This is a genomic window from Cryobacterium sp. MLB-32 (assembly GCF_000738085.1).
Classification (GTDB): Bacteria; Actinomycetota; Actinomycetes; order Actinomycetales; family Microbacteriaceae; genus Cryobacterium.
In genome coordinates this window covers 1-856 of the sequence record NZ_JPRS01000249.1, presented here as the reverse complement: position 1 = coordinate 856, position 856 = coordinate 1, and the positions used below count along the sequence as shown (strand labels likewise).

Genomic DNA, 856 nt, shown 5'->3' with positions numbered 1-856 from the left:
GACCGTGTTGCTCGAGTTCCCGGATGATTGCGTATCCGTAGGAGGGGCCAGCCTCCAGCGCACGCAACGCCAGAAAACCCAGCGTTGCCCTCAGCCAATCACTCGGCCACTCCTCGCCTGGCGATGCCGGGAGATCCTGACTGGTTGCGTCCATAACTAGATTGTGTCTCTAAGTAGTTCGTGTGTCAAGGGGCGCGACGTGCGCGAGACATCCGCACGGGCACTGATCGGCCTTGCGGAGCCGCAGGAGAACGGACGGGGTTCAGGGAATCACGCGGCAGTCCAGAACACCTCGTCGTGACCGGTGTGACCGGTGATGGTGAGACCCGCCGTTGCGGCGATCTCGTCAGCGATGTGCCCGAGTGCCCCGACAACCTCGTCACGGAACGAATCGAAGTCACCATGATCGGTGGCGATGTCGTCCAGTTTGACCCGGCGCACCTCGGTGTAGGCGTCATCGGCATCGACGGTGCTGATGATGGCGAGGGAGTCACCGGTGATGAAGTCGCCGGTGACGAGCCGCGAGAGGCCGGTAAACCGGGCATTGATACGGGTGAAAGCCTTGACGTTCGGCGTAGTTGTCATGACCATAGCCTGCGAAGCGCCTGGATCAGGCGCAAGCCCCTGTTCACGCGCGGCAGAGAATACATCGCCCAGCCACAGCCACAGCCACAGGTCATTCACGCCTCGGATGCCATGGCAACCGTTTTTCCATGGAGCCGCCTGTCAGAATCGAACTGACGACCTTCTCATTACGAGTGAGATGCTCTACCAACTGAGCTAAGGCGGCGATACCAGACCACCCCGTAAGGCAGTCGGTGACACAAGACTCAAGCCTAGCCGGTTCGGCGGGTCA

At 61.0% G+C, this 856-nt stretch carries 1 protein-coding gene and 1 tRNA gene; both read right to left on the bottom strand.

Going from position 1 to position 856, the window contains the following annotated elements:
* Positions 1-270: 270 nt before the first annotated feature.
* Positions 271-585: a hypothetical protein gene (locus tag JF66_RS17020; RefSeq protein WP_156109787.1), complete on the bottom strand. Its 315-nt coding sequence runs from the start codon at positions 583-585 to the stop codon at positions 271-273.
* A 129-nt stretch (positions 586-714) separates the two neighbouring features.
* Positions 715-790 (bottom strand) — tRNA-Thr (locus JF66_RS17015).
* Between the last annotated feature and the right edge of the window lie 66 nt (positions 791-856).